General features: G+C 34.7%; 21 protein-coding genes and 1 pseudogene. 17 read left to right on the top strand and 5 right to left on the bottom strand.

Annotated features, from left to right (window positions below; all coding sequences use genetic code 11):
• Positions 1 to 112 precede the first annotated feature (112 nt).
• The 4 genes from NTZ27_05700 to crcB all read right to left on the bottom strand — a co-directional run bounded on the left by NTZ27_05700 (position 113) and on the right by crcB (position 2,831).
• Positions 113 to 763 carry a hypothetical protein gene (locus NTZ27_05700; GenBank protein ID MCX6174227.1) on the bottom strand — a complete coding sequence of 217 codons (651 nt, stop codon included), beginning with the start codon at positions 761 to 763 and terminating at the stop codon, positions 113 to 115.
• A 205-nt stretch (positions 764 to 968) separates the two neighbouring features.
• A complete protein-coding gene (gene bamD, locus NTZ27_05695; GenBank protein MCX6174226.1) occupies positions 969 to 1,778 on the bottom strand; it encodes an outer membrane protein assembly factor BamD in 810 nt (269 codons plus the stop codon).
• Positions 1,779 to 2,111: 333 nt separating this feature from the next.
• The gene (locus tag NTZ27_05690; protein MCX6174225.1) at positions 2,112 to 2,462 is read right to left on the bottom strand and encodes a DUF190 domain-containing protein; all 351 of its coding nucleotides are present in this window, start codon (positions 2,460 to 2,462) and stop codon (positions 2,112 to 2,114) included.
• 3 nt (positions 2,463 to 2,465) lie between these two features.
• Positions 2,466 to 2,831, bottom strand: a complete 366-nt coding sequence (gene crcB / locus NTZ27_05685; GenBank protein MCX6174224.1) for a fluoride efflux transporter CrcB — start codon at positions 2,829 to 2,831, stop codon at positions 2,466 to 2,468.
• Positions 2,832 to 2,937: 106 nt separating this feature from the next.
• On the opposite strand from crcB, the gene NTZ27_05680 reads away from it, so the two are divergent.
• The 15 genes from NTZ27_05680 to dsbD all read left to right on the top strand — a co-directional run bounded on the left by NTZ27_05680 (position 2,938) and on the right by dsbD (position 23,812).
• Entirely contained in the window at positions 2,938 to 3,858 is a 921-nt protein-coding gene (locus tag NTZ27_05680) for a DUF4097 family beta strand repeat-containing protein (protein ID MCX6174223.1), read from the top strand.
• Positions 3,859 to 4,067: 209 nt separating this feature from the next.
• On the top strand, positions 4,068 to 4,307 hold the full coding sequence (locus NTZ27_05675; GenBank protein ID MCX6174222.1) for a hypothetical protein: 240 nt from the start codon (positions 4,068 to 4,070) through the stop codon (positions 4,305 to 4,307).
• Positions 4,289 to 5,551: a DUF5103 domain-containing protein gene (locus NTZ27_05670; protein ID MCX6174221.1), complete on the top strand. Its 1,263-nt coding sequence runs from the start codon at positions 4,289 to 4,291 to the stop codon at positions 5,549 to 5,551. The genes NTZ27_05675 and NTZ27_05670 overlap by 19 nt, the downstream gene beginning before the upstream one ends.
• Positions 5,548 to 6,558: a Gfo/Idh/MocA family oxidoreductase gene (locus tag NTZ27_05665; protein MCX6174220.1), complete on the top strand. Its 1,011-nt coding sequence runs from the start codon at positions 5,548 to 5,550 to the stop codon at positions 6,556 to 6,558. Before NTZ27_05670 ends, NTZ27_05665 begins: the two co-directional genes overlap by 4 nt.
• Before the next feature lie 3 nt (positions 6,559 to 6,561).
• Positions 6,562 to 7,197 (top strand): hypothetical protein, encoded by a 636-nt coding sequence (locus NTZ27_05660; protein MCX6174219.1) that lies wholly within the window; start codon positions 6,562 to 6,564, stop codon positions 7,195 to 7,197.
• 8 nt (positions 7,198 to 7,205) lie between these two features.
• Entirely contained in the window at positions 7,206 to 8,165 is a 960-nt protein-coding gene (locus NTZ27_05655) for an ROK family protein (protein ID MCX6174218.1), read from the top strand.
• Between the two features lie 36 nt (positions 8,166 to 8,201).
• Positions 8,202 to 10,805: a putative LPS assembly protein LptD gene (locus NTZ27_05650; GenBank protein MCX6174217.1), complete on the top strand. Its 2,604-nt coding sequence runs from the start codon at positions 8,202 to 8,204 to the stop codon at positions 10,803 to 10,805.
• 679 nt (positions 10,806 to 11,484) lie between these two features.
• Positions 11,485 to 13,224 carry a T9SS type A sorting domain-containing protein gene (locus NTZ27_05645; protein ID MCX6174216.1) on the top strand — a complete coding sequence of 580 codons (1,740 nt, stop codon included), beginning with the start codon at positions 11,485 to 11,487 and terminating at the stop codon, positions 13,222 to 13,224.
• Between the two features lie 258 nt (positions 13,225 to 13,482).
• Entirely contained in the window at positions 13,483 to 14,727 is a 1,245-nt protein-coding gene (locus NTZ27_05640; protein ID MCX6174215.1) for an NAD(P)/FAD-dependent oxidoreductase, read from the top strand.
• Between the two features lie 194 nt (positions 14,728 to 14,921).
• Positions 14,922 to 15,485, top strand: a complete 564-nt coding sequence (locus NTZ27_05635) for an RNA polymerase sigma-70 factor (GenBank protein ID MCX6174214.1) — start codon at positions 14,922 to 14,924, stop codon at positions 15,483 to 15,485.
• A gap of 87 nt (positions 15,486 to 15,572) precedes the next feature.
• Entirely contained in the window at positions 15,573 to 16,625 is a 1,053-nt protein-coding gene (locus NTZ27_05630; GenBank protein ID MCX6174213.1) for a FecR domain-containing protein, read from the top strand.
• Positions 16,626 to 16,855: 230 nt separating this feature from the next.
• The gene (locus NTZ27_05625; protein MCX6174212.1) at positions 16,856 to 19,498 is read left to right on the top strand and encodes a TonB-dependent receptor; all 2,643 of its coding nucleotides are present in this window, start codon (positions 16,856 to 16,858) and stop codon (positions 19,496 to 19,498) included.
• An 11-nt stretch (positions 19,499 to 19,509) separates the two neighbouring features.
• On the top strand, positions 19,510 to 19,722 hold the full coding sequence (locus NTZ27_05620; GenBank protein ID MCX6174211.1) for a TlpA disulfide reductase family protein: 213 nt from the start codon (positions 19,510 to 19,512) through the stop codon (positions 19,720 to 19,722).
• 2 nt (positions 19,723 to 19,724) lie between these two features.
• Positions 19,725 to 21,653 (top strand): redoxin domain-containing protein, encoded by a 1,929-nt coding sequence (locus NTZ27_05615; protein ID MCX6174210.1) that lies wholly within the window; start codon positions 19,725 to 19,727, stop codon positions 21,651 to 21,653.
• A 314-nt stretch (positions 21,654 to 21,967) separates the two neighbouring features.
• Positions 21,968 to 23,812, top strand: coding sequence for a protein-disulfide reductase DsbD (gene dsbD, locus NTZ27_05610; protein ID MCX6174209.1), 1,845 nt, complete (start codon positions 21,968 to 21,970; stop codon positions 23,810 to 23,812).
• A gap of 89 nt (positions 23,813 to 23,901) precedes the next feature.
• On the opposite strand, the gene NTZ27_05605 is transcribed toward dsbD, so the two are convergent.
• Positions 23,902 to 24,663, bottom strand: a complete 762-nt coding sequence (locus NTZ27_05605) for a hypothetical protein (GenBank protein ID MCX6174208.1) — start codon at positions 24,661 to 24,663, stop codon at positions 23,902 to 23,904.
• A 568-nt stretch (positions 24,664 to 25,231) separates the two neighbouring features.
• On the opposite strand from NTZ27_05605, the pseudogene NTZ27_05600 reads away from it, so the two are divergent.
• Positions 25,232 to 25,603, top strand: a pseudogene (locus tag NTZ27_05600) (nucleoside recognition protein).
• 291 nt (positions 25,604 to 25,894) lie between these two features.
• The gene (locus NTZ27_05595) at positions 25,895 to 26,422 is read left to right on the top strand and encodes a spore maturation protein (GenBank protein ID MCX6174207.1); all 528 of its coding nucleotides are present in this window, start codon (positions 25,895 to 25,897) and stop codon (positions 26,420 to 26,422) included.
• Positions 26,423 to 26,481 lie beyond the last annotated feature (59 nt).

Raw genomic sequence — 26,481 nt, 5'->3', positions numbered from 1 at the left:
ATTAGTGTTAATCTAAAAATGTTTTTTTTGATGATTGTAAAGATGAGACGTGAATAAAATTATGACTGAAAACTAAGTGCAGCACCGAAGCACACTTGGGCTGAGACGCTGATTATATTGCACTTAACATTGTTCTAATTTCTTTTTCATATAAGTCATAATTCATCCATTCCAGTTTGTATAAAATGTTTTCAGCAAAATGGTCATTATAAATATTTTCTAAATCATAATATGAATTTTTATACCACTTCTTGAATCTATCACTGTAATAATTACATAACCGATTAAAAACTGTCGCCGTTGGCTCTTTAAACTTTTCATCTTCAAAATGCATTGCTTGATTTCTACCCGCGAAGACAATCAAACCAGCAGGCATATCATCAATCATTCTACCAATACAAAATTTAGCAGCAATAGAATTTTTTACTATAATATTTTCAAAATCTTCTGGAACTAAAGTATTATTAGAGAACAATTTTATTGCCGTATAACCAAACTGAAGAATCGCACCACACAATGTTGAACGTGCAAATGTTGCAAAAGCAAATTCATTATCTCTTCTAATCCGCTCTTCTAAAATGTCTTTATTTTCTTCTTCCCATTTATCTCGAGCATTCCGAAATTCCTCTGTATTAGTATCACCACAATAAAAAAAGAATGGTCTCTTGGGTTCTTTCATTAATTCATAATATGAATAGTATGCATCATAAATTCTTTTGACAGCGCTTTCTGTCTCTTTGATATATTGATCAAGTGTTTCCATTTTTCTGCAATATAACGACGTTGCGCCTAACACGCCGCCCAGAACAAACGGCTAAATTTTGTCAACGCAACTTTATTTTTAAAATCAGTTTTGTATTACAAATCAACTTTGCACAAGAAACTAATTCTGAAAAGCCAAACCCTAATGCGACTCAACTTAGACAGAGTCGAAGACGCGGACACTGTTGAGGCGCTTGTTAGCTTGTCTAATATTCGACTTTCTTCAATCTCGCTTTTGCCGTTTCTGAATAAAACGTTGTTAATCCTTTAGAGGAATCGATTACTTTCTGCAACCATTCTTTTGTTTTATTCCAATCTTTTTCTTGCCAATATCCTTGTGCTATTTGATAACGAAATCCTTGCAACATATATGATTCAGGAAAATTAGTTTCATATTCTTGAAAAGTTTGTAATATCTGTGGCATATATTTCTCGAAATCCTTTTTTAAGCCATAGTCTTCCCCAGATTGTCTAGTTTTTTCCCAGCCAAAAAGAGTAAATAGTTTTTGTTTGTATGCTTCTTCAGCAGCATTCGTTCCGGGAAATTCTTTTATGACTCTATCATACCAATCAACAGCTAATTCCACACTTGGTAGCCAGGATCCATCAATTAAAATTTTGCTCTCTGCTTTTGACCAAAAATCACTATTACGCAAATATGAGCGAGCAATTGAAGATGTAATATTTTCTTCTGAAACTTGTTGCATAACATCTTTTAATTGTTCTAACCTTCCTTTAATCTCAATAGCGTATTTTGAAGTCGGGTAATCCGAAACTAGTTTTTTCCAATCTTCAAAAGCAGTAGAATAACTACTTTCTTCAAATGAAATATTTCCTAGCCAATATAATGTCTCGGCTTTGGAATCAGGAGTTTTGGAAGTATGTAATACAAGAATAAACTCTTCTTTTGCTTTCTGAATTAGTTTATGAGTGTGATAACTTTTTGCTAATTCAATATTCTGACCCAAAAGAATGGAAGCAGAAAATAAAACTAAAAGCGATAAAATCATTTTCATTTTAACCTCACGTTTATTAACAAGCTAACTATTAATTATACTGCTATAAATCCGCCTATCACTCAGACAGTTTGTGTTATAGATTTTATGTAAGAAAAATTGTGAGGAGATACCTGGAAGAAATATTTTAAGCCCGCCCATAAATAATATCCGTTAATTCTTCTGAAACTTAGAATAATAATTCAATTATTCAAAGTTCAATTTCAACAGAAATATTATTTTAATAAAATCATCTTTTTTGTTGAACAGTATTTTAATTCTTTATCCCAAATTTGTTTCGAGATTTTAGATGTTGAAAAGATTCGCCGCGGCGAACAGCATGACTCTTACGAGTCATTTTTTAGTAGAAGTATATTTTATTATTTCAGCTCTCTCAATTGTAATGAGTCCGCCGCAATTTGCATCTTCAAAAATCTTATTAACTATGGGAATAAATTCCTCGATCTTTTTTTCTTCATCAACAATTTCAACAACAAGCGGCAAATCTTCCGAAAGTCTTAAAATTTTTGCGCTGTGAATTCTGCTGTTACCGCCATATCCCATAATTCCTTTATAGACGGTTGCACCGGCAAGATTATTTTTTCTGGCTTCGGTAACAATTTTTTCATAAACGGGTGAGTGAGAAATTTTATCAGCTTCACCAATAAATATTCTTAATAATTTTGCTTCGCCTTCAATTTTCATTGATCACCTCGTAATAATATAAGCGAGATAAATACCAAAAACCGTTAATAATACACTTGCAAAAATATTCAAACCGGCAAAAAGAAATTCTGCATCCTTTAATAAATTAAATGTTTCCAAAGAGAATGAAGAAAATGTGGTGAAGCCACCGCAGAACCCGATTCCGATAAACAATTTTAATGTAGGATTGATCAAGTCTTTTTCATCTAAACCAAAGATCATTAAACCCAGTATAAAACTGCCAAGAAGATTAACTGCGAGCGTACCATAAGGAAAATAAGGAGGAAACTGCTTTTGGATAAAATATGATAATATATATCTAAAAACTCCGCCAAGACCTGCGCCAATGAAAACCACTAAATAATTCACTTTTATCTCTATGACTCGGTACAAATATAAAAAAATCTTTTTGATGTAACTATTTTGACCGGACGCGAGTCTAAATAATCAGTTAACTTAAAAACTTGGAGGTATTATGTACCAAACGATAGAACAATTATTATTCAAAAGATTCTTGTTGGTGTTTGTATTAATGATTTTGGGCGCATCATTATCATCAGCAGAAGAATTAAAACTTTTACGGGAGAAATCTTTTTCTGCTAAAGACTGGGATAATGTTTATGTAAACGCAAGCGGCGCTGATGTAAAAATTGAAAGTTGGGATAAACAGGAAACCTATGTAAAAATATTCGGTAACAGACGTGCAGAAGAAAAATTAGAGATCCGTATTGAACAGGATGATAATACAGTAAGAGTAATTGCGAAAAAGAAAGGTTCTTTCTTTAATTGGTTCGGAAGTAACATTAGTGTAAGAATCGAAGTTAAAGTTCCTAAAAATCAGAATGCTCATATTGAAACTTCCGGCGGAGATATTAATGTTGAAAATGTGTCCGGAGTTTTTAAGCTTGATACTTCAGGCGGAGACATCACTCTGAATAATACTAGCGGGAAATTAAAAGTGGAAACTTCCGGCGGTGATATTAATCTCTCTACTCATAAAGGTGAAATGTTTTTATCTACATCAGGCGGCGATATTGTTTGCAAAGGAACGAATGGTGACTTAAAAGCAGAAACATCCGGCGGAGATATCAAACTTAATACAGCAGACGGAAAAATAAGTGCAGAGACTTCCGGTGGCGATATCATTATAGATTATAACGGTATCAATAAAGGTATTTCTGCAGAAACATCAGGCGGAAGTGTTCGCGTAAAATTACCTTCAGATTTTAAAGCTAAAGTACATCTTGAAACATCCGGCGGAGAGATTACAAATAATTTTAAAAATGTAAAGACTATGCGCGTAACACGAAGTGAAATGGATGCCGAATTTAACGGCGGCGGAGAAATGCTAAAACTTGAAACTACCGGCGGTGATGTAGTTGTTGATCAGAAATAAACCTTAAAAAGATCAAGAGCATGAGCAAGATCATGAACAAGAGTTATAATTCTTGATCGTGATCTTGTTCTTGATCATATTACTTCCCAATTATTTCCTACCAACTTAGAAAGTCCAACTTTACTCAATTGTAAAAGAATTCGTTTTTGACTACTTTTTGATTGTATTTGAAAACTAAATTAATCCAATCAACTAAAAGGAAGACAAATATGAAATTGGATTGGAATCAATTCGTTGGTAAATCAATGAACATTACAATGATGGAAAATTACGGAGTTGTTTACGGCAAAGAAAAAGGGGAACATCCGACATTTTACGAAATCGTCTTTAAGACCGGCACTTTAGCTCAAGCTTTTGATGACGGACTTTTGCTTGATTCAAACCGTGATGAGAAATCATTTAAAGTATTTGTTCCTTATAACTCGATAAAATGTGTAGAAATATTCTGAACTACTTAAAAGCCAAAATTTTGTTTCTCATTTTTATTTTTTTGTTTTCTCAGCAATTATCATCTGCCCAAAACATTGAGATAAAAAGTCTTCGCGTATATTCATCAGAAGATCAAAGAGAATTTCCTATTATTGATTTATCCGATCCTGCGCATAAAGGAATTACAATCGAGTTTGATGTCCAATCGCAATTCATACCAAATATTAATGTAGAGTTTAGGTTTTGCGATTCTCAATGGAATCCGTACGACAACGCCTTCTTAACCAATCCGATGTATAACACCGAGCATAATTTACTGTTCGATCATTTACCTTCAACAGTACGAGGTGCAAGATTTCATTATTCGGGAACGTTCCCGAACAATAATGTTATTTTCCCTTTTTCCGGTAAGTGGAGATTTTATTTAGTTGATACTCAAAACAGAGATTTGATTTACGGATCTGGAAAATTTTATGTTGTTAAACCGGAAGTAAAATTAAACGTACAACTTTCTAAAGAAGGCAGTGAAGGTGATCTACCGGATCTTGCCGCATTAAGCAGGACGTTCGCAATCAGCGCTGGTTTTACTTTGCCTGATTCACTTTTTCCGGCAAATGTTATGCATGTTGAAATAATTGCAAACAGAAAATTTAATTATCCGATAATAATTGATCGTAATTCATATACAATAGATAGATTTTATGAATGGAACGCATCCAATAAATTTTCATTCACTGCACGGAACATCAGACCCGGAAATGAATACCGCCAAATAGATACACGCGATATAGGGAAATACAATTCCCCAACTGTCAACGCAAAGTTCGGTGACATTGAAACTTCAAACTTTTTTACAAAAGGCAGAAGAGATTTCAACGGCGGATCACTACTCTTAACTTATAAAAATGAAAATGCAGATTACATGAACGTTGTTTTCAAATTACGTCCACCGGAAAATATTAAGTCACCAATTTATTTGGTCGGTGCATTCAATGATTGGACTGTTTCTCCGGATTACGAAATGTTTGACGATAACGGTTTAATGAATCTTCCGGTGCGGCTAAAGCGCGGCATTTATGATTATCAATATGTTACGGGTGATTTTATAAATAATAAAATTGAAAATATCGAATGGGAAATTCTTGAAGGAAATTTTTGGGAGACACAGAATGATTATTCAATCTTTCTCTTTTATAAATCTGAAGAGAAAGGCGGTTATGATAAAATTATAGGTTACAAAAAGATTATGAGCGGAGCGTTATGAGCAAAATTAAAGTAGGTGTGATAGGAACAGGCCATCTCGGTAAAATCCATACAAAACTTTTTAAGGAAGTTGCTAATTGTGAACTGATAGGAATTTATGACAGAGATTTGGAACGTGCTAAACAAGTTGCCGGTGAATTCAAAGTAAAAGCATTTCAAGATTTGGATAAGTTATTGAATGAAGTTGATGCAGTTGATATAGTTGCAACAACAAGCGCCCATTATGAATTAGTTAAACTTGCGTTCGAAAAAAACAAACATGTTTTTGTAGAAAAGCCGATAACTGCACACATCTGGGAAGCGGAAGAACTTATCAAAATTGCTGAAGAGAAAAAATTAATTTTGCAAGTCGGACACATTGAACGGTTCAATCCCGCGCTAATATCTCTTGAGAAATATCATCTCGATCCATTGTTTGTGCAAACTGATCGTCTTGCTCAATTTAATCCACGCGGTACTGATGTTGCGGTTGTTCTGGATTTAATGATTCACGACATTGATATAATTCTCAGTCTTATAAAGAGCGATGTAAAAAGTGTAAGTGCAAGCGGTGTACCGGTAGTTTCCGATACTCTTGATATTGCAAATGCCCGTATAGAATTTGAGAACGGTGCAATTGCAAATGTAACTGCAAGCAGAATTTCTCAGAAGAAAATGAGAAAGATGAGAATGTTTCAGCGCGACGCTTACATTTCTCTGGATTTCATTACTGGTGTTTCAGAAGTATTTAGATTATTACCGCCGGATCAAAAACCAAAAGGCCTTTTTAAAACATTTGGCGAGATTGGCATTGGAGATAAAAGGAAGATCGTTGCATATGAACAACCAAAATTTAAGGAAGTGAACGCACTCAAACTTGAATTAGAACTATTCATTGATGCGATTGTAAAAGGCGGAACACCGATTGTAAGCGGTAAAGACGGATTAAAAGCTTTAAGAGTTGCCGAGATGATCATTTCTAAAATTGAAGAGTCCATTAAGAATGCAAAAATTTTCCCAGTTAGTTGAACGATGTTAAATAAAAAAAGCACAGCGATATTAAAACCGTTTCAACGGTTAATTCTATTTTTGGTATTGTCCTCAATATTTTCAAGCTGCAGTGTATATCAAACTATTTCAAACATTTCACGTTTGAAATTTAAAATTTATTCCGCAACCGATTACAAAATTATCGGAATCACAATCGCTGACAAAAAATCCTTGAAAGATTTTAATTCGATTGAATTATTAAAAATTACAGCCGGACTTGTTAGAGGAAATCTGCCGTTGACATTTTTATTGAATGTTGAAGCGAAAAATCCAAATGACGGCAACGGTGGTTTTGCAAGAACAGATCTAAACATTGCATCATTCCCATGGAGATTATACTTAAATGAAAAAGAAATTGTTCAGGGAAATATCGCTGAACCGGTTTTCGTTCCTGGTAAAGGAGAATCGGTTATTATCCCAATCAAAATTGAATTTGATGTAGCAAAATTATTTAAGGAAAAAAGTATGGACGATATTCTTCTTCTGCTGTTGCAAGTTGGCGGAGTTCACGGTTCAACATCGAACTTAAAGATGATTGCCAAACCGGTTTTGGGTACTCCGTTTGGTAAATTAGAATACCCGGATGAAATTACTATTGTTGATAGATCATTCAATTAGGGAAATTAATGCTTAAAAAAAAATATGCTGTTGGAGTTGATCTTGGTGGAACATCAATCAAGATTGGCCTGGTGGATTCGAAAGGAAAGATTTTTAAGAAAGTTTCACTTGATAGCTGCGCTTCTAATGGTCCCAAAGCAGTGATCGAGCAGATCGTAAAAGGAATTAGACTAATCACAAATAAAAAAAATGATAAAATACTTGGAATTGGAATTGGTGCACCGGGTGCAGTAAAATTAAAAAAGGGGACTGTTGAAAATCCGCCCAACTTTCCTAATTGGGGTAAAGTACATTTGGGCAATGCAATAAAAGAAAAATTTGATTGCGATATTTACGTTGAGAACGATGCAAACGCTGCGGCTATAGGAGAAATGATTTACGGAGCCGGGGAAAAATTTGAAAATTTTATAATGATTACTCTCGGTACCGGTGTCGGCGGTGGAATTATCATAAATAAAAAAATTTATCGAGGGGAAACCGGCGGAGCCGGTGAGATTGGACATGTTACAATTGATTATAAGGGACCTCAATGTAAATGCGGATCTTTCGGTTGTATCGAATCATACATCGGAAATAATTATTTAATTGATCGTGTAAAAAAACAATTGCAAAGCAGAAAAGATTCTTTGCTTATTAGACTTACCAATAATGATCTAAATCTTCTTACACCTCAGTTAATCCATCAAGCGGCGGAAGACGGGGACGATTTTGCCAGATCAATTATTGTGGATTGCGGTTTAAAACTTGGATATGTTTTAGCATCAATTGTAAATGTTCTTGATATATCAACTATCGTAATCGGCGGAGGTGTAGCCGGGTTTGGCAAATTATTATTTGATACAATCACATACTCCATAAAAGAGAGAGTGATAAAGCCATCGAAGGAACAGATAGTTGTAAAACCGGCTAAGCTGAAGAACAACGCCGGTATCAAAGGTGCATCGGCTCTTGTGTTTTATAAACCTTAATTTTTCCAGTGAAGTTTAGAAGAAATATCGGGAACGATGAAGTATTTAATATCCATATTAATAATTTTGTTCTGTTCATCTCTCTTTGCACAGCAGAAAGATTCAACATCATTGGAAAAAAATGCAGTTGATTCACTTTCGCATTCCGATTCCACAAAATCAAAAAAGAAATATGATGTAGATGCAATTGTTTTTGCAAACGCTTCCGATTCACTGATCTTCGATGTAAAAAAGAAAAAAATGTTTTTGTACGGATCGGGAGAACTGAAATACAAAACTACCAATCTAAAGAGTGCAAAAATCTTTGTTGATTACAACACAAATGAACTTGAAGCATTCGGCGCTATTGACACATCCGACACAGCAAAAGTAAAATTGAAACAGACACCGAGATTAACCGAAGGCGCTGAAACTTATGAAGGCGAAAGAATTAAATATAATTTTAAGAATCAGCGCGGGTATATCTCTCTTGCAAAGAATAAGGATAAAGGACAAACTTACGCCGGAGAAGGAGTAAATAAAGTTGATAAGGACACATACTTTATTAAGAACGGAACATTTACTACTTGCGATTCCGATACACCGCATACTTATTTTGCAGCAAGCGAAATGAAGGTAATCCAAAAAGATAAGATTGTTGCACGATGGATATTTATGTATATCGGCGGCGTTCCGTTTCCAATTCCTTTACCTTTTGCTGTCTTCCCGAATGAAACCGGAAGACGATCGGGAATAATTATTCCCGCTTACGGACAAGAAAACAACCGTGGGCAATATTTCAGAAATTTCGGTTACTTCTTATCAATGAATGATTATATGGATTTGGCTCTCACAGGAGATTATTATTCGAAAGGCGGATGGGGCGCCCGATCGAGATTTCGTTATATGGAACGTTATAATTTTTCCGGAACAGTGAATGCCGGTTATTCCAAAATTAATTTAGGAGAAACAAACGATCCGGGTAGAGAAGAAAGAACCGATTGGAATCTTTCATGGTTTCATAATCAGCAGATCAATCCATCAACCCGGCTCGATGTAAATCTGCAATTCTTATCATCCGACTTTTTAAAAAATAACAGTATAAACTACAACGACATTCTTTCACAAGATATTACTTCCAATGCAACGTTTAGTAAGATATGGGATGAATCCGGCGCAAGTTTATCAATCAATTATAGTAGAACACAAAATCTTACCAGTGGAAATATCAATGAGTCGCTTCCCAATACCAATTTCAGCAAGTCAATGACTTATCCGTTCAAGCGTGAAAATGTTGAATCATTAAATGATCAGAAGTGGTATGAACTAATCGGTTATAGCTATTCAGGTCAGTTCACAAATAATAGAAGAACGACTGAAGGTAATTTAGATGTTCGTGCGGGATTTCAACATAACATTTCAGTTAGTGCATCTCCAAAGCTTGGCTACTTCAATGTCTCACCAAGTTTTAATTACACCGAAAAATGGTATAATAAACGCATGGAAAAGGAAAATAAAGTTATTGAAACGATCGATCCTTTGACCGGAGTAAAAACCTCAAGAGATACAACAATAGAATCAACAATTAATGTTTTAAATTTTGTCCGTACTTTTAATATGAATGTTTCCGCATCAACAAAATTGTACGGAGTTTTCAATCCTAATATTTTGGGAATTGAATCTTTCCGACAAACGATTCTTCCGTCCATTTCATACAATTACCAACCGGATTTTGCTAAGGATGCTTGGGGCTATTATGATTCATATACAAAATCTAACGGTGAAGTTGTACGTTATGATAAATACAGCGGAGAAGTTTTTGGCGGTGTGTCATCAGGTCAATCACAAAGTTTAAGTTTTTCTTTAGGCAATATTTTTGAAATGAAAATGGCGAAGAGCGCTACCGATACAGTAAAAGAACAAAAGAAAATTCAACTGCTAAACTTGAATGCAAGTATCGGTTATAACTTTGCTGCCGATAGCATGAAGCTTTCCGACCTGAATTTAAGTTACAGAACACAGATCGGTGATCTATTAAGTTTCTCCGGTTCATCTTCTTATACATTTTATGATTACAGAGTTGTAGGAAAGGATGTAAGCGGTAATGACACCTACCAAAGAATGAATCAATATTTAGTATCAAACGGAAAAGGATTACTGCGTTTAACTAATTTTAATTTTTCCATATCAACTTCGCTAAGCGGTGAAAAACTTAAACCTGTTGAAACCAACAAACAGAAAAAAGAACAAAAAGATGAAGGGTTTAACGTATTTGCAAAAAAAGATTACATCGGTCTGTACGATGAGGAACAATCACCGGACTTAACTATTCCATGGAATTTAAGTTTGAGTTACAATTATAATTTTTCTAAACCAACACCCAATCAGTCGCAGTCATTTTCAAACCTAAGTGCCGATCTTGGATTTAGCTTAACAAAGAATTGGAAATTTACAGTACGCGGCAGTTACGATTTTGAAACCAAACAAGTTTCAGCTCCGCAAATAACTGTTTACAGAGATCTTCATTGCTGGGAAATGAATTTCAATTGGAATCCGCTTGGAACATACAGTGGTTTCCGTTTTGAGATTCGTCTGAAAGCGTCTGAACTTCAGGATATTAAAGTTACCAAGTCGGGCGGTTTGTATTCGGGTAGAAGGTAATTAATAACTAGTAGTCCAGATTTCTAATTCGTATAAATTAAGTTGTCCAAAAAGCACAGTTGTCATCGCGAGAGTAACGAAACGATTTAAATTACAAATCAAAAACTAAAACTTGTCCTGCGTTGTTTTTGGCGGGAATGCTTCGCCGTTCTTCTTCGACAAGCTCAGCACCCGTCCTCGCAATGGCAATTCCATGGCTTTTGAGATAACCTCATATAGAGAAAAAATGCTTTTGAATAGTTGGGGTTTTATTTAAGTTACGTATAGAACATGGGGAAAGTTCTTAAGTGCATTTAGAAAAAGAAAAAAATTTATCTGATATTCATCTTCCAAAGCAAACCCGACTACCACTTCGAAGAAATAATAATAATTAATTTAATAGATGTTCATACAATTTTTGCCAAGGGTTATGCGGATAATTATGTAAGCAGTGTAACGTTGAATGGTGAAGAAATAAACATTGAAACTTTTAAAGACTTTGTGAGAAAATATGTGGAATAAAATTAATACTGAAATTATGAACTTGTTTGTATGAAAAAATATCACTGTAATGATAAAATTATTTTTAAGGTTAGAAAATCACCAAGCCGGATTTATTTTTATAGAATAGAGACAAAAGGATTTGTAAAATCTTCTAAAATAATTTTAATGAAATAATATTTTGATAAGGAGAAACAAAATGAAAAAATTAATCGTATTTACTTTTTTACTCAGTGTATTAGTATTCGCTAAAGACGGTAACAAAAAGTTTTCTCCAAGTAGTACACTTGGAGTACCTCCATTGACTCACATTAATATCAATAATATTTCTTCCTGGTTCCAAAACACCGGTTCATCGGATATCAACCAGCAGAATAATGCCGGTTTAGTATATCCTAAAGGAAGCGGTAAAACAGCTGCTTTCCAATCCGGCTTTCTTTGGGGTGCTAGATTAGACAATCAATTTGAAGTTGGCGGTTCTACATACTGGTCAGGAACTGTTCCGGGAAGAATTTTACCAAATGGAACTGCAGCAAATCCTAATGCTACAGATGTTCGTATTTATAGAGTAAGAAGAGATTACAAAGATCCTAATGCAGATTTTAGTTCCGAAATAAATAATGGCGAAGGAACCACACCGCAAATTAAAGCTCAGTATGCTTTGGATTGGCAAAATTGGCCGGCAGCAAGAACAAATCCTGCAGACCCTAATGATCCTTTCAATCAAGGTGCACCATACAAAGATGTAAATGGTGATGGTAAATATAATCCTAATGTTGACATACCGGGAGTTCCCGGCGCCGATCAAACAATTTGGTTTGTTTGTAATGATTTAAATCCTACTGCAGTTAGCAGTATGTCTGGTTCTATACCATTAGGCATAGAAGAACAAGTTACTATTTGGGCATACAATCAAACCGGCGCACTTGGTAATATGTTCTTTAGAAAGTATACTATCATCAATAAAAACGCAAGCCAAAAACCATTTACGGAAATGTATGTTAGTATGTGGTCAGACGTTGATATTGGCGATGCATCCGATGACTACGTTGGCTGCGATTCCACATTGAGCATGATGTATTTCTACAACGGTAAAGCTGTGGATTCTGTTTATAATCCGCTTCCTCCACCAGCTACCGGCTTTGACTTCTTACAGGGTCCAAAAGTACCTGGTGCTGTAACAGACAGAGCAATCTTTAAAGGAAAATATGTAAATGGATTTAAAAATTTGCCAATGACCGGATTTTATTTCTGTATTAGTAGTGATGCAGTTTATGCCGATCCGGTAGGTGCAAATTATAATACCGGTACATTGGAATGGTATAATTTATTCCGTAGCAGAGTATCAATTACCGGTCAACCGTTTACCGATCCAAATACAGGCAAAGTAACAATGTACCCGCTTGCCGGCGACCCGGTAACCGGTTCAGGTTGGATTGACGGCCAGTTGCGCCCGCCAGGAGACAGACGTGGCGGTATGGCTTCCGGTCCATTCACAATGGCTTATGGTGATACCCAGGAAGTTATTGTAAGTGAGATGTGTGCCGGAGCTACTACCGGGGTCGATAGATTTAGTGCTATCATTTTGCTTAAGCAATATGATTTAGATGCGCAACAAGCTTATAATGATTTCTTTAATATTCCAACCAGTATTGAGAATAATTCAAATGTCCCAACGAGATATTCTCTATCTCAAAATTACCCTAATCCTTTCAACCCAACTACAAAAATTAGATATGACATTCCAAAACAGACTCACGTTAAACTCATTGTTTATGATATTCTGGGAAGAGAATTAGAAAAGCTTGTTGATAAAGAAATGCAGTCCGGCAGTTATGAAGCAATATTTGATGGGAAAAATTTACCAAGCGGTGTTTACTTTTACAGAATTACAACGAAAGAATTTTCCCAAACGAAAAAATTTGTTTTGATGAAATAATAAAAAAATGATTTTATTAATAAAGTATCAAAAAAAGAGACGGTACACCTCGCAAACTCTGTGCAGGCTATCCCGTCTCTACAAAAAAATCAAATTAATAGGCCACTTTCCAAGGTCATTTAAGAATAAAATCTTATGTGACCTTTCTTTATATTACAATCATTCTTCGAACTATTCTATTTTAACGATTGTTTTATTCTTAAATTTAGTTAGAGATTCTTCATACCGATAGATCGGGGATTTCAGAATAACAAAAAAATGAAAAAGAAAGTTGTAATAATCGGCGGGGGATTTGGCGGATTGACCGCTGCCAAAGAACTTAAAAATGCCGATGTAGAAATAACTCTGATAGATAAAACCAATCATCATCTCTTTCAGCCATTGCTTTACCAAGTTGCTTCTGCGGCACTTTCACCTGCTGATATTGCTGCGCCTATCCGCGCAATACTCCGCAAGCAAGAAAATGTTAGAGTGATAATGGGAGAAGTAATTAATATAGATACACAGAGGCGAAAAATATTTTTGCACGATGACGAGTTCGATTATGATTATTTAATTGCAGCAATCGGTTCTCGTCATTCTTATTTCGGTAAAGATGAATGGGAAAAATTTGCACCGGGTTTGAAAACTATGAGTGATGCACTTACGCTGCGCGAAAAAATGCTATTGTCGTTTGAAAAAGCCGAGAGATCGAATGACCCGATAGAAGTTCAAAAGCATTTAACTTTTGTGATAGTAGGCGGTGGACCAACAGGAGTTGAATTAGCCGGGGCAATTGCTGAGATAGCAAGAAATACTATGATGAAGGATTTCAGAAAAATTGATCCGGCAAAAACAAAAATAATTCTTGTGGAAGCATCAAATAAAATTTTAGGGATTTACGATGAACCTCTGAACGGAAAAGGTAAAATACTTCTAGAAGAGCTTGGTGTAATTGTAAAATTAAACTCAAAAGTAACTGAAATAAATTTTTCAGGTGTTAAACTCGAAAATGAATTTATTGAAACTCAAAATGTAATTTGGGCAGCCGGTAATACAATCTCACCAATACTGAAATCTCTTAATACTGAACTTGATCGCTATGGGAGAGTTATTGTAGAAAAAGATTGCAGTGTTAAAGATCATCCGGAAATATTTGTTATCGGCGATGCAGCATTGTGCTATGATAAAAACGGTAAACAGTTGCCGGGAGTTTGTCCTGTTGCTATTCAGCAAGGAAATTTTATCGCAAAAATTATTGCTAAACAAATTCCAAAAGAAAAAAGAAATCCGTTCAAATATTTTGATAAAGGAAATTTGGCAACAATAGGAAGAGCAAAAGCAATTATGCAGATTGGGAATCTAAAAGCATCGGGATTAATTGCATGGCTGGCATGGGTATTCGTTCACATTTTATATTTGATAGGTTTTCGTAACCGCTACAAAGTTTTAGCTGAGTGGATTTGGTTATATATAACAAAAAGAAATGGAATTCGATTGATTACTAATAAAACTGATCTGTGAGCTAACATAAGAAGAAATAAAATTGTAAAGACTCCATTTATGGCGTCTCAATTACAAGCGAGACGGGACACTTCGCGAACTCAGTGCATGCTATCCCGTCTCTACATTTTATTGAAATTATTTATCCATCCTATTTACTTTTTTTTTTTGTAGTTTGATAAAAACATTCATAAAGCTAATTGTAATAATATCAAATGTTTACCGAAAAAAATATAACTGATATTGAACTGCTCGACCGGATCAAGCAGAATGATTCTGTTGCATTGCGGATTTTATTCGAAAGATATTTTGAACCATTATGTTTTTTCTCTTTCCAAATTCTAAAATCAAACGAGCTGTGTGAAGAAAGTGTTTCTGATGTGTTCACAAATATCTGGCTGAAACGAAAAACCATAAATATCAAAACAAATTTTAGATCATATCTGTACACTGCAGTTAAAAACCAATCTATTAATTATCTCAAGCAGGAAAAAAGATATTCTCAAAATACGGATTCCACCAATCTGCATCTTGTTGCTTCAGACCAGACTGCCGATCAATCTATACTTCAGCAAAATTTAGAAGATAAAATTGATCTACTCTTAAAGGAACTGCCTGAAAGAAGGGGATTAATTTTTAGAATGAACCGTATTGATGGATTAAGCTATAAGGAAATCGCTGAAATTCTTTCAATTTCAGTAAATACGGTTCAAAACCAAATGGTAAAAGCTATTAAATATATCGCCGATCAATTGCCCCGCATAAGAAAACTCTTCTAAATTTAAGTTGTTGTGAGTAGTAGGTATCCCGTCTTTTTATTGTCTTATAATTAAAGAAACCAAAGAAAACTTAAAAAAGTGAAAGCCATGTCCGAAGAAAGATTTTTAGAATTAGCGGCAAAATATTTGTCCAAAGAAGCATCAAATGAAGAAAGAGCGAGCTTATATAATTATCTCGAACAAGATGAATATTATAATCTGTTTACTCATTTGAAAAACGAATGGGAAAAAGCCCGTGCGGCAAAGCCAGAAACAGAGTTTAATATTGAAAGCGGTTTCGAAAAGCTGACTCAAAAAATTCAAATGGAAGAACCCTCATTCTCATTTGATCAGAAGAAGAACCAACCAAAGAGAAAATTATTATTCAACCCGGCACTTCTAAAATATGCCGCATCAATAGCATTCTTTATAGTTCTTGTTACTGGAACGCTGTATATCTCCGGCGTCTTCAAACAAAAACCGGCAGTAATTGCTTGGAATGAAAAACATACAATTATGGGCGAAAAATATTTAGCAACTTTATCAGATGGTTCAACTATTACACTTAATGCAGACAGCAAACTAAAATACCCGACTCACTTTACAAACGGTACAAGAGATATTTATTTGGAAGGTGAAGCGTATTTTGAAGTTAAACATGATTCTTCCAAACCATTTATAGTTCACTCCGGAAATATTTCCACAACAGTTCTCGGCACAAAATTTAATGTGAGTGCATTCCCCAATGAAAAAAATATTGCCGTCTCTCTTGTAGAGGGTAGTGTTAAAGTCTCTAAAGAAGAAGCTGGAGCCGTAGAAAATATTGTAATGCTTCAACCCGATCAGCAGTTAGTGTACAATAAAGAAAGAGAGATAGGCACAGTTGAACAATTTGATTTGCAAGAAGCTACCGGATGGAAAGAGAACAAACTTGTTTTCCGCAAAGAACCTTTTGCAAATGTACTAGTTAAGTTAGAACGGATTTATGGAGTGAAATTCGAGTTGCAGGATAAATCATTCAGAAATCAAAAAATTACTGCGAACTTTCAGAATGAATCTTTGTGGACTGTTTCTGAATCTCTAAGAAAATTAACTGGACTTCAATACAAAACAATCAAAGAAAATAACGTAACTAAGAAAATCATTTTCTTCAAGAAATAACGACCACCCCCTTAAGTCCCCTTCCTTAAGTTAAGGAGGGGGAAACAGGGGGAGGTGTAAATTAGGAGGTACACAATTTATGATTGCCGATTAAAAAAAAGCCATGACAATGGTCTAGATTGCCATGGCTCAGTAGTTAAACCATGTCCCCCGTTTTACGGGGGAACAAAACAAATGTCTAACCAGCACAGGGTAAAAATATGAAAAATAATTTTATTCGGATAGTTAAAATGACAGCATATTATTCTTTCTTGGGGTTGATTCTACAAGGTCTTTTAGTAAACTTTTTGTTTGCTATTACACCAGCAGAAGGTCAAAACCTTCGTGATGTAAAAGTGAGCGTAAATGTTGTTAACGTATCTCTTGAAGAGGCATTACAAATTATTGAGAGCAAAACAAATTTTAAGTTCATCTTTTTTGAAGAAGGACTTCCTCTAAAAGAAAAAGCTACCGTAATTGTAGATGAAGAATCTCTCTACAATTTACTGGAAGTTTTTGCGAAGGATTACGGATTAACATTCAACAGAATTAACGACCAGATTGTTGTAAGAAAAAACCAAGGACAAACAGAAAATTTAGTTTCAGCAACTGAAAGCGGAACTATTAAAGGGAAAGTAACAGATGCAAAAACGGGAGAAGGATTAGTTGGTGCTTCTGTAGCAATTAAAGGAACAAATCGTGGAGCTTCTACAGATTTGACCGGTAATTATACAATAGATAATATCAATGCAGGAAAATATACGTTGGTTGTTTCATGTGTAGGATTTAAATCAAAAGAAGCAACAGTTAATGTTGTTACGAACGAAACAACGGGTCTGAACTTCCAGCTAGATGCGACTGAAATAAATATGAATGAAGTAGTAATCACAACAAGTACAGTGCTTCCAACGGCGGTAAAAAAACTTCCTAATACTATAAGCATTATTACTCCAAGAGAAATTGAAAATATCAATCCTCCAAATGTTGTTGATTTAATAAGACTGACAGTTCCCGGAGCTGTATATACAGTTGAAGGACCTGGTAAAACATACGGTTCGTTTTCTGTTAGAGGTGTGTCATCGTTTTCCGGAAGTGCTTCTACAATGAAAGTTTATATCGATGGTGTTGAAGCATCTGATCCAGCATATATTACATATTTGGATCCAAGTGTTATAGATCATGTCGAAGTAGTTCCAGGTCCACAGGCTTCTACTATTTACGGTGCAGGTGCAATCAGTGGTGTGATGCAGATATTTACTAAACATGGTATTGTGGGAGATCTAAAATTATCTGGTAAAGTTGGAATGACATCAATAGATAATAAATATATTGGAAACAATACTGCCATTGGTAATGAATTGGCATTAAATGGAAGCGGTGGAATAAGTTTTATGACTTACAATGTAGGAGTTAATTACCAGAATGAGCCTAAATGGTTAAACCAATTCGAACAAAGTTCCTTAAATCTTACTGGTTCAGGTAATTTTAATGTTGGTAATTTCTCTGGAACCTTATCTTTGAATTATTCAAAAACAGATGGGTTAAATTCGGAAAATCCGCTTTATAAACAGTTATGTACATCTATTGGTATACCTTATTCTATGGATTATTTTGAAAATAGTATTTACAAAACTTATGGACTTACATTAAGCTATAAGTTAAATGAAAACTGGAGTCATAATTTAACTTTAGGATATAATACTCTAAATGGTTTCGTTGGAGATAGAGTTGCCAGTACATCTAACAACCGCTATTACATTCTTGAATCAAGAACAGAGCGCTATACAACTTCATACAATACATCATATCAAACAAAAATAGGCGAAAATACTGACGGTTCTATTACTTTAGGTGCAGATTGGACACAATACGCGCACCCATTTTATGAAGATAGTGTTGCAAATAGAACCAATTATAATTTTGTAGATCAAAATACCGGTTATGTTATAAATAAAGGATTTTATGGACAGGCATTAGTTTCGGTAAATAATTTTCTTTTCTTCACAGGTGGTTTACGTGCCGATAAAAATCCATCCGGTGCAGATAATTCTTACACGTGGTCACCACGTCTTGGTTTAAGTGGTGTTTATGAAGTTGAAAAATGGATGGTTAAAGGAAGAGTAGCATGGGGGCAATCTGTTAACATCCCGGATGCTTCAGAGGTCACAGGAATGGTTGCTTCAACGTATACAATTCTTCCTAATGCCGGGTTGTTATCAGAGATTCAAAAGGGTTGGGAGATTGGCGCTGATCTATATTATTCAAGTATATTATCATTAGGTCTCACATATTTTAATCAACATCCAACAAACTTAATCGAATCAGTATTAATGGGAACCGACGTACAGGGAAACCCAATTTATCAATATCAAAATGTTGCTGAAGTAAAAAATGAGGGATTCGAAATTAAAGCTGTCACACATCCATTTGATTGGTTAACTCTGAATCTAAACTATGGTACTACAAAAAGTACAGTTACTCAACTTCGACCAGAGTATACAGGTACGAGTAAAGTTGGAGACCAATTAACCGGCCAGCCACAACATACTTTATCTTTAAATCTTGAAATTATTCCATTTGAAGGTACATCAGTAACTATAAGTGCTTTCCAATTCGGTGAATGGATTGGCTCTGACTTTTATGGATATTTTGCTGACATGTATAGTGGAAATTATAATCCTGTTATAAAAGAATATCCTAGCGGATATTTAATGACATATCCTTCTTATCTAAAAATTAATTTTGGTGTTTCTCAAAAAATCACAAATCAATTAAGCGGATATATACAAGTAACAAATCTTACTAATACAGATAAATTCGAAAGAATCAATTTAATAGTAACTCAGCCGCGCACAGTCCTTTTCGGTTTCAGATTTAGTGGAATAACACTTTAAAAAAAGATAAGATGAAACTAACACTGGATTTTACATTAACAGATACTGATGGAAAAGAATTGTCTCTTTCTTCTTTGAAAGGTAAAGTTGTTCTAATTGATCTCTGGGCTTCGTGGTGCGTACCTTGCGTTGCATCAATATTCTCCGGAGAGACCTTTTTGGAGAAGAGTGAATTTATCAATACAAGAAGCATAAAAGGATTAATAAAGTTTATTGGAGAGTGAAAATGAAAAAGTTGTTGGTTGTATCATTTTTTATTGTATACTTATTGAATATCATAAATGCAAAGGAAAATTCTGTCAAGTATAGTCCGCTCAAACCGCATGGAGGAGATGAAATTACAATTACATACAATGGAGAAGGAACTGAATTAGCTAAAACAGATAAAATAGAAATGACAATTTACCTTTGCTCAAGCAAAAGTGATAATTTGATGGGAATTGAGGAAGCACATTCAATCCTTATGGATAAAAACGGAAATGAATGGAAAGCGAAAGTTAAAACTCTTTCTTCAACTGATTTCATTGCTTTAACATTTGATAACGGTGAAGTCAATGAACATTCGGAGAACAATGAAGGTAAAGGATATTTTATAAAATTCTATGATAACACCGGGAAAGAACTTGAAGGATCAAAATTATGTTATGCAACTTGTGTTGGGAATTGGGGACCGGAGTTACTGCAAGTGAAAGGGAATGTAAAGGAAGCTTTTGAAATAATGAATGAAATATTCCTTTCTAAACCTGAACTTAAAGCAAAATCTCTTCTAATTTATTTGCTAATTATAAACGATGCTTTGAACAATGAAGATAGCGAGCAATTAATTTTGCAGGAACTTAACGAAGCAGCATCACGAGAAGACTTAAAAGACATTGACTATACTATAATGTCACATTTTTATACTAGATTTAAAATGAACGACAAAGCTGATGAAATTAAAAACTTGGCAGTTAAAAAATTTCCGAATGGCGATTGTGCATTCAGGTATAAATATGATGAATTAACTGCAGAAAAAGATTTGGATAAGCAACTGAGTTTAGCATTACAAATGGTTAATGATTTTAAAGACCTTGGTTATGAAAGCAATTATGCCGGTTTAAATATAGTATTCGGTAATCTAATTAATGGAAATAGAACTAATGCACTAAAAGAGGTACTGAATAAAGATAATTCATTACTAAACAATCAAAGCGTTGTTACTACTTTATTGGAAAATTTACTGAAAGCTGATAAAGAGATTGAATTCGCACAAACAATAGCTGAAAAGGGAGTGGAACTTTTTAGAAAAGAATTAGCCAAACCTTTAAGTGAGAAGGAAGCATTTTATACCGAAGCCCAAACTTTATATAACCGTAAATCATCTCTCGGGAATATATTGTTTATGTATGGAAAGATACTGTATATGTTGAATAAAAATGAAGAAGCGCTTAAAAATTTCGAAGAAGCTTTATCATTAATCCAGATCAAATTTATGCAACTCGACAAATTCGAATCATATATCAAATGTCTACTTGCAAATAAAAAAAATGAAAAAGCTCAGCAGTTAATAGAGGAAGCAGTTAAGAATTCAAGAGTGAACAATAATATAAAAGAATCTTTGAAAGAAGTTTTTGTTCAAAAGAATGGAAGCGAAAAAGGATTTGACGAATATTTAAGCAAGCTTGAGAATATCGGAAAAAGCAGTATCCTAGATGCGTTAAAAAAAGAAATGATCAAAGAGAATGCTCCAAAGTTTTCACTGAAAGATTTGGACGGCAAGAATGTTTCATTAACTGACTTCAAAGGGAAAACCGTTATAATCGATTTTTGGGCTACATGGTGCGGACCATGCAAAGCATCATTTCCAGGAATGCAGAAAGCAGTTGAAAAATATGCGAAAGATGAAAATGTCAAATTCCTATTTGTGGATACATGGGAACAAGCAACTGATGTAACTAAAAATGCTTCGGACTTCATAAAGCAAAATAAATATACATTTCATGTTTTAATTGATAGTAAAAATGAAGTGGTCAAAAGTTTCGGTGTTCAAGGCGTTCCTTCAAAGTTTGTTATAGATAAGGAAGGATTTATAAGATTTAAAAAAGTTGGAGCACCAGAAGGAATAGATGCAATTGTGGAAGAAGTTTCTGCAATGATTGAATTAGCCGGACAATAAAAAAGGTTAACCTCCTAACAGATAAATTCTTTCGATGCATGGTTAACCTGCCACTAAAAACGGCGGGCAAGCCTTTCTCATACATACTCCTCATAAACCTCTCTGAAGATAATTAGCTCTCTTTGGAGAGGTTTTTAATAGAATTATTAATTGTAGAGATGATAGGCTAATCGTCTCAAATAAAAAAAATGCATAACCATGCGTCTCTACAATAGTTGAGTTAAGAAAATATTTATTTAATTTGTTTATTACTAGTAGTGGAAAGGACAAAAATATGTGTCTTATAAGTAATGAATAATTTTTTTGGAGAAAGAATGAATTTAAGAAATCGTATTTCACAGATTATGTTCTTGGTTATCATTTCTGTTTGTGCATCGTTTGCACAACCACAATTGGTTACTATTAAACTTGAAAAAAATAATTTAAAAGTTAAAGCTGGAACAGAACTTAAAGTTGTTCTCAACGCATCAATTCAAAACGGCTGGCATATAAATTCAAATAAACCAAATGATGAGTTTCTAATTCCAACAACGATTAAATCCGGCAATAAATCTTTCCCGGTATCAAATATTGATTATCCGCAGCCTTTAGAACGTAAACTTGCATTTTCGGAAAAACCAGTCTCCGTTTTTGAAAATGAGATCAAAGTTGGTTTGATTTTCAAAATAGATAAATCAACTGCAAGCGGTAAATATAATATTTCAATTCAATTCGGTTATCAAGGATGTAATGATCAAACTTGTATGCCGCCAACGGATGCGGTTGCAGAATTAAATATTGAAGTAGTTGGGAATCCGGGGAACGTGAAAGGTGAAACGTCAAACGTGAAAAGTGAAAAGCTAGAAGACAAACAAGAAGCACAAAACCTTCAAACTATTAAAACACCAATCAACCAAACATTAACTAACGGCACTGCTGATAAAGTCACCCAGACCAATTCAGTAGAAGAAAAAGCAGAAAACCAAAATTCAATCGCTTCAACACTTGAGAAGAGCGGATTGTTTTTGAGTTTAATTTTTGTATTTCTTGCGGGACTTGCTCTAAATCTTACTCCATGCGTTTATCCGCTAATACCAATTACAATTGGTTACTTCGGTGGACAAGCAGAAGGTAAAACAAGCCGTTTGTTTCTTCTTGGAATTCTTTACGTGCTTGGAATGGCTTTAACATATTCTGTTGTGGGAGTTGTAACTTCATTAAGCGGTGCTGTATTTGGAACATTGCTTCAAAATCCAATTGTAATTATTGTACTCGGATTAATTTTTATTGCATTGGCATTAAGTCAATTTGGAGTTTACGAATTCAAACTTCCGGATAGCTGGGTAATGAAAGCCGGAGGTGCAAAGGGTGGTGCGTTTGGTGCTTTCTTTATGGGTTTAACAATGGGAATTGTTGCCGCACCTTGCATTGGTCCTTTTTTACTTGGATTGGTTACTTATGTTGCGGCCAAGGGAGATCCGTTTTACGGATTCATAATGTTTTTTGTAATGGCAATGGGATTAGGAACGCCATATTTAATTTTAGCATTGTTCTCCGGTAAGATAAAAAGTTTACCGCGTGCCGGAATGTGGATGGAAGGAGTAAAACATATTTTTGGATTTTTACTTTTAGGAATGGCAATATATTTTGTAAATCCTCTACTTACTAAAAATATTTCCGGCTATACACTTCCAATATTCGGATTGATAACTGCAATCATTCTTCTTTTTTTAGATAAGACAGCGAACAACGTAAAAGGATTCAGAATATTTAAAACCGTTTTCTCATTACTAGTTATTGTAGTATCGGTTTATGCACTCATACCATCAAAAACTATTTCACCAGAATGGCAAAAGTTTAGTGAGATTAAATATGAATCATCACTTAAGAACAATGAAAGAATGGTAATAGATTTTTATGCGGATTGGTGCATTCCATGCAAGGAGTTAGATGCAGTCACTTTCTCAGATTCAAAAGTTATAAAGGAATTGGAAAGATTTTCAAAGTATAAGGTTGATATGACGAAGACAACGGATGAGAATGATTCGTTAAGGAAAAAATTTAAAGTAGTGGGAATGCCTACTGTTTTGATAATAGATGCAAAAGGTTCTGAGGTAAAACGCTTATCTGGATTTGTAAACGCAGAAGAATTTTTGAAAATAATTTCTCCAGTTGAATAATGTAAAGACCCCATAAATGGCGTCTCACAGAAAAAAGAGACGGGACACTTCGCGAACTCAGTGCATGCTATCCAGTCTCTACAAAAAAATCAAATCAGTTTGATATCTTGCAGAAACGGTAGTTTACTTTGTGTTGCATTGACTTTTTCTAAATCAATTTCAGCTTCAATTATTTTCTCTTCATTCTCAACTAAAACAATTTCGACTCCCATCGGATCAAACACAGCGCTGCACCCGTTATAATTATTGAATGGATCTGTTCCAACTCTGTTAACACCTACCATAAAACATTGATCCTCAACTGCACGTGCCTTCAATAAAGTTTTCCAATGATCTATTCTCGGTATCGGCCAATTTGCAATATCAATCAAAACATCAACTCGTTCTTTTGCATAGAGACGATACAATTCCGGAAACCGCAGATCATAACAAACACTCAAACCAAATTTAATTTTATCTATTTGAGTAATTACTGTTTCATTCCCGGCATTGTAGAACTGATCTTCTTTTGCATAACTGAAAGGATGAATTTTTCTGTAACGTGCTCTAATCAATCCCAGTGAATCAAAATGAACAAGTGAGTTATAAATATTTTCTTCGTCACGTTCAATTATCCCCGCAAAGATATTTGTTTTCAAACGTGCTGAGAGATTTAAGAAATATTGTGTCCCGATTCCATCTATCTCTTCGGCAAACTTTTCGGAATTCATTGTAAATCCCGTTAGAGTCATTTCGGGGAAAATTAAGAGATCAAAGTTTGTATTTGCCGATTTAATTAATGATTCAATTTCCAGAATGTTCTCTTCCTGATTCTCCCAAACAGGTGAGTATTGGACTAAACCCAGTTTCATTTTAATTCTCCAAATTATTTTAATTCCCCACCTGCCTGCCGGCAGGCAGGTTCTAAATTAAATAAAAAATGTCTTTTACTCAGATAATTTTTAATTTACGTCCAACAATCATTCATCAGAGAAATTTATTATGCTTAATTATATTTGGCTCGGATTACTTTTTCTCGGAATTGGGACCGCACTTACACTTGATCTATCAAATCAAACTCAAAATAAATACCGGAACGGTGAATCGGTTGATGTTGCAGTCTCATTCGACTCGAGTTTTACTAAAAGCGATAAACCATTTGATGCTATAATAAAAATCTCAGCTCAGTCATTCGGAAAGTTCTACGGCAGTAATCAAAAAGAAGAGATCAACCAAAAAGTAAAACTTACGTTTAACAAAAAAGAGAATAATTATGTAACTTATTTTATCATTGATGAAAAGTCACCCGCACTTTGGCAAGAAATGGCAAAGGTATCCGGAAAGGAAAATGATTTAGGAGGGAAAATTGTTTTAATCAGTTCGAACGGTATAAATTCTTTTAACGCCTCATTTACATTAGAAAAAATTTCTTTTGCTAAGATGAAAGAAGTAACCAACTCGGCAATAGATTACGCAGGCAAAGCTGTCAATATTGCACTTGGTTTGATTGGAATTATGGCTCTTTGGCTTGGCATTATGAAAATTGCAGAGCAAGCTGGACTTATTCCGATAATTGCAAAATCAGTGAGACCGATTACAAAATTTTTATTTCCGGATGTTCCCCAAGATCATCCTGCAATGGGTTCAATGATAATGAATATCTCAGCAAACATGCTAGGTCTTGGTAACGCCGCTACACCATTCGGATTGAAAGCAATGGAAGAATTAGACAAACTAAATCCGGAAAAGGGAACAGCAACGAATGCAATGGTAACTTTTCTTGCGATCAATACAGCGGGGTTAACATTGATTCCTGCCACGGCTATTGCAGTGCGGGCAGCATCGGGAAGCAGTGACCCGACAATTATAATCGGGACATCAATATTCGGCGCATCATGTGCAACATTTACCGGAGTGCTTGCGGCTAAAACATTTGAAAAATTTCCAATGAGTTTTTCCAATTTTGTTTCATTTCTTAAATCAAGTTGGAAATTCTTTACAGCTATTTTTTCAATTGCTTTTCTAATTGTTTTGCTTGCTACAACTGGACTATTATCAAAAATATTTTCAAGTGTAGGTTTTTTAAATTCCGATGGGTTGAAAATAATTATTCAGATCATTTCTGCCCTTGCGATACCGCTAATCATAATTACATTTGTACTTTATGGAGCGATCAAAAAAGTAAAAATTTATGAAGCTTTTGTTGATGGTGCAAAAGAAGGATTCAATGTTGCGTTGCGGATAATTCCATATCTAGTTGCAATGCTAGTTGCTATTGGAATCTTCAGGGCAGGCGGTGCGATGGATTTTCTTATGGTCATCTTATCGCCAATAACAAATCTAATCGGATTTCCTGCAGAAGCGGTACCTATGGCTTTAATGCGTCCACTTTCCGGAAGCGGCTCTCTTGGAATTATGTCCGAAGTTATGTCCGTGCACGGACCGGATTCGTTTATCGGGATACTTGTTTCGACAATTATGGGAAGTACAGAAACGACTTTTTATGTTCTTGCTCTCTATTTCGGTTCTGTTGGTATTAAGAAAACTAGGCACGCAGTTACGGTTGGGATCTTAGCAGATATTGCCGGAATTCTAGGTGCACTTTTCATAGTTAAACTTTTGTTCGGCTAAGATGAAAATTTTTATAATCCGAATAACAGAGTTTTGAGCGAAAGATGTAATTAAAGATT

It is taken from the genome of Ignavibacteriales bacterium (genome assembly GCA_026390775.1).
Lineage (GTDB): Bacteria > Bacteroidota > Ignavibacteria > Ignavibacteriales > Melioribacteraceae > Fen-1258.
This window is presented reverse-complemented; position numbering and strand designations above follow the sequence as displayed.